At 32.9% G+C, this 3829-nt stretch carries 3 protein-coding genes and 4 tRNA genes; 5 read left to right on the top strand and 2 right to left on the bottom strand.

The annotated features are described in order from the left end of the window. Positions 1–140: 140 nt before the first annotated feature. Positions 141–923 (bottom strand): hypothetical protein, encoded by a 783-nt coding sequence (locus WMO18_RS10665; protein WP_211148079.1) that lies wholly within the window; start codon positions 921–923, stop codon positions 141–143. Positions 924–1227: 304 nt separating this feature from the next. Here WMO18_RS10665 and WMO18_RS10660 point away from each other — a divergent pair. The 5 genes from WMO18_RS10660 to WMO18_RS10640 all read left to right on the top strand — a co-directional run bounded on the left by WMO18_RS10660 (position 1228) and on the right by WMO18_RS10640 (position 2461). Further along, positions 1228–1303, top strand: a tRNA-Val gene (locus tag WMO18_RS10660). 8 nt (positions 1304–1311) lie between these two features. Continuing rightward, a tRNA-Asp gene (locus WMO18_RS10655) sits at positions 1312–1388 on the top strand. Positions 1389–1396: 8 nt separating this feature from the next. Further along, positions 1397–1472, top strand: a tRNA-Gly gene (locus WMO18_RS10650). A gap of 72 nt (positions 1473–1544) precedes the next feature. Then, a tRNA-Cys gene (locus tag WMO18_RS10645) sits at positions 1545–1619 on the top strand. 86 nt (positions 1620–1705) lie between these two features. Further along, positions 1706–2461, top strand: coding sequence for a M23 family metallopeptidase (locus WMO18_RS10640; protein ID WP_211148078.1), 756 nt, complete (start codon positions 1706–1708; stop codon positions 2459–2461). A 283-nt stretch (positions 2462–2744) separates the two neighbouring features. On the opposite strand, the gene WMO18_RS10635 is transcribed toward WMO18_RS10640, so the two are convergent. Continuing rightward, a complete protein-coding gene (locus WMO18_RS10635; protein ID WP_211148077.1) occupies positions 2745–3368 on the bottom strand; it encodes a cytidylate kinase-like family protein in 624 nt (207 codons plus the stop codon). Positions 3369–3829: the final 461 nt, after the last annotated feature.

The raw sequence follows: 3829 nt of genomic DNA, 5'->3' as shown, positions 1-3829 counted from the left end.
AAGGCTGGATGGTTTCTACTAATTCTAAATATCTACCACATAACAAGGCAAGTTCTAGCACCACAAACCCTAATTTGTCATATCACCTTTATATAAGAAATAGAGAAATTATAAAGGTTCAATTTTATAAAAACAGTCCTCTAATCAAACATACTGTAATTTTCTAGTTCCTCAATATTGTAACTTGCCATTTCATTGGTAGAACTACTGTTTTTAGCGACACAAATATTACTTTCATCAATTTCCTTATCTTCTTCAAGCCAACCTAAAAGCACTGCGTAATGGTTCACATACTTTTTCCTACTGTTAACAAGATACCGAGATAGTCTGTCGATTTTCCCTTGGTATGTTTTGGGGTACTTGCTCTCAAGGTCTTGCTTTTCCTTTTCAGTAAGAAAAACATTTTCAAACAGACCGAGTGGGGGCAAAAGCAACTTTTGCCTCTCAGTCTTTGATTTATATGAATTATTATATTTATTTAATTTATTATATTGTTGTGTTTTGATTGGGAAGTGATTGGGTTCTGATTGGGTTTCCATTGTGTTTTCATTGGGAGTAGAAAAATTTTCTTGATTATTTTGCATAACCTCACCTTGATATTTTTCGTAATTGTTGATGGTGATTAAAAGACCTTTTTGTATTCTTTCTGTAGTAATTTCGCCTGTCTTTTTTAAATGTCTAATTGCCGTTCTGATTGGTTCAACATTAATGTTGCTATTTTTATAAAACCCTAAATCACCGGCAATGCGACCATAACTTGTGACAAGTTGTCCTCTATGTACTGTTATGTTTTGAAAATCATTGTCAAAAACATTGGCTTTCAAAATCAAGTGAACAAACACCCTAAAGGTTGTTCCGTCTTGATACCATTTCCAATCTAAGATTTTTCTATTTAACTTTACAAAAGTATCTGCGTGATACATAAAATACCTCCTAATTATTTCTATACATATAATTGTAGGAAGTATTGAATTTTTCATCAATGCAATAATTGCATTTTTTATGAATTTATTGTTAACATTCAGTCTTTTTCTACTTAATTATTTTAGGTTGCTATTTATAATTTATTTTATAAACGGATAAATGCGAGAACCCCCATGAAATCAGGCTTTTTAAATAGGCTAAAATTACTTTGATGAAATTTTCAAAAAATTGAAAAAAACTATTGACATTAGTCTCATCCTAGTATATAATAGACTACGTTGTCAAAAGACAACAGATTGTTGTGGGAGCATAGCTCAGCTGGGAGAGCATCTGCCTTACAAGCAGGGGGTCACAGGTTCGAGCCCTGTTGTTCCCACCACTTTTTTTGGCCCGGTAGTTCAGTTGGTTAGAACGCTAGCCTGTCACGCTAGAGGTCGTCGGTTCGAACCCGATCCGGGTCGCCAAAATATTTGCGGATGTAGCTCATCTGGTAGAGCGCCACCTTGCCAAGGTGGAGGTAGCGGGTTCGAGCCCCGTCATCCGCTCCAGTATCCAAAGCACCATATGGGTGCTTTTTCTTTTGTCATTTTTTATTTACAGTTGCATATACTATACCATAAGGCGTTATAGCCAAGTGGTAAGGCAGGAGTCTGCAAAACTCCCATTCCTCAGTTCAAATCTGAGTAACGCCTCCAAAATACTCTCAACTTCTGTTGGGAGTTTTTCTTTTGTCTGTATATTTTTCCCACCTCCGTCAATACTACTTTCGGAGGTGTTTTTTATGGATGAATATAATAAGTATAAAAATAGTCAAAATCATAAAAAGCATAATAAGAGAAATAAATTAAGTTTTTATGTTTCTCTTGCAATTTGTATAACTGCCGTTGGATTGGCTGTGTGGTCAACATTTTCTTCTTATTCAAGTTTTAAAGAAAAGAGAAATCAGGTTGCAACTGCAACGGCTACTGCTACTCAGGCTAATAACCAGGTGACCGGTGTTACTGTTGAAGAAACCACAACCACTACAATGTCAACTACAGAAAGTACAACTTTACCAACAACAGTTACCACAACTACTGTGCCTAATACATCAACCACTATGTCAGCAGTTCAAACAATGCTGCAAGTTCCGGGAAATTTAATTTATCCTGTGAAAAATGCAAAAGTCTCAAAGCCTTATTCCGAAAATGCAGTTTATAACAAAACTATGGGTGACTATAGAAGTCATTTAGGTATTGACTTTAATTGTAAGAAAGATACAAATGTTCTTTCAATGTCTGACGGTGTAGTCAGCGATATTTATGATGACGATAGAATGGGTAAGGTTGTCATTGTCGATTGTGGCACATTTATGATTTATTATAGTGGACTTGATGATGTTAAAGTTCAGGTGAATGATTCCCTTTCTAAAGGTGATACTATCAGTAATGTAGGGGAAATGCCTTGTGAATCTGAGGATGGTATTCATCTTCATGTTGCTATTAGAGTAAACGGTAGCTATGTAGACCCATTATCAGTTATAGGTACAAATGAATAATGGAAAATTTTACACATAAAATAATTATAGAGCCTTCGTCTTTCGTTTAGAGGCAAAAATAAAAGGATGAACTTGTTACTTTCAAGCTCATCCTTTATTTATTGTTGTAATTCATAGTTGTTACCTTTATCTCTGGCTTTCATGCCACTCAATATCACCGAAAATGAAATCATCAATATCGCCTTGTGAATTTGCCATCATATAGATATATTCTGTCATTGTAACAACACCTCCTTTTCAAATAAAGTAATTTATCCTATTCAGGAGTGAATTTTTAAAAATGTTATTTTTCTAACATATCAACATAGTTAGTAATAATGTCAACAACATTTTCTTGGGTCATTCTACCACTATTGATACAAAGATCATAGTTTTGTGGCTGACCCCATTTTAGTCCTGAATAGAAACTATAATAGTTTGCTCTGTTTTTATCAGTTCTATTGATAATCTGTTCAACTTTTCTCTTATCAACATTGTGATACTTGATAGCTCTTTCTTTTCTGTATTCCATATCAGCATTGATAAATACATTTACAACATTGTCAAAATCTCTTAAAACATAGTCTGCACATCTACCAAGGATAACACAAGGACCTTCTTCTGCTAATCTCTTAATCATTTTGTGCTGAATAATGTATAGCTGGTCATTCATAGGTAAGTCACCCATTGCAGAAAAACCATTGCCAAAGTTGTATAAACCCATAGATAGAGAATATAGCAAACTGTTAGTTGCCTGTTCATCAACCTTTTCAAAAACCTCAGGGCTCATACCATTCTCTTTTGCTGCAAGAGAAATTAACTCTTTATCGTAATATTTAATACCAAGCTTCTTTGCAAGAGCAGTAGCAATTTCTCTACCACCACTACCAAACTGTCTTGCTACAGTAATAATATGTTTTGTTCCCATTTAATTTACCACCTTAATAATAAATTGTATGGTAATTATATCACATTAATTACGAAAAATCACTACTTCATTGTGCAATTTGAATAAGTTTGTGTATTGTATACAATTACAAGTACCGTAAATTATGCAAAAAAACAATAAACAGTATCAAACTATTATGTATGTGTCAGTATATATTGCATTATATAGTATATATAAAGAATAATTCTTTACTACATAAGCAGATATATATTACATATTATTATAATAAACCCAAATTGTTAATTTTGTCGTATTAGAAAAGTTAAATCTAAGTTATTATAAAATAAATTTTATTAATTTTTGCAATAATATAAGGAAATATAGCCCTTTTAAGAGAAATATCAAAAAAGAATGAAAAAAGAAAAGTCTGAGAAATGGCATAGGAATGGGCTATTTAAGGTATTGGAAAATAAAAATTTAAAAAAAGTTGAAAAAAAGTG

The organism is Ruminococcoides intestinihominis, assembly GCF_040096285.1.
GTDB lineage: Bacteria > Bacillota > Clostridia > Oscillospirales > Acutalibacteraceae > Ruminococcoides > Ruminococcoides intestinihominis.
This window is presented reverse-complemented; position numbering and strand designations above follow the sequence as displayed.

Bases quoted from the DNA above. Each gene is read 5' to 3' on its own strand.
- WMO18_RS10635 (WP_211148077.1), bottom strand. From the start codon at position 3,368: ATGGGAACAAAACATATTATTACTGTAGCAAGACAGTTTGGTAGTGGT.
- WMO18_RS10640 (WP_211148078.1), top strand. From the start codon at position 1,706: ATGGATGAATATAATAAGTATAAAAATAGTCAAAATCATAAAAAGCAT.
- WMO18_RS10665 (WP_211148079.1), bottom strand. From the start codon at position 923: ATGTATCACGCAGATACTTTTGTAAAGTTAAATAGAAAAATCTTAGAT.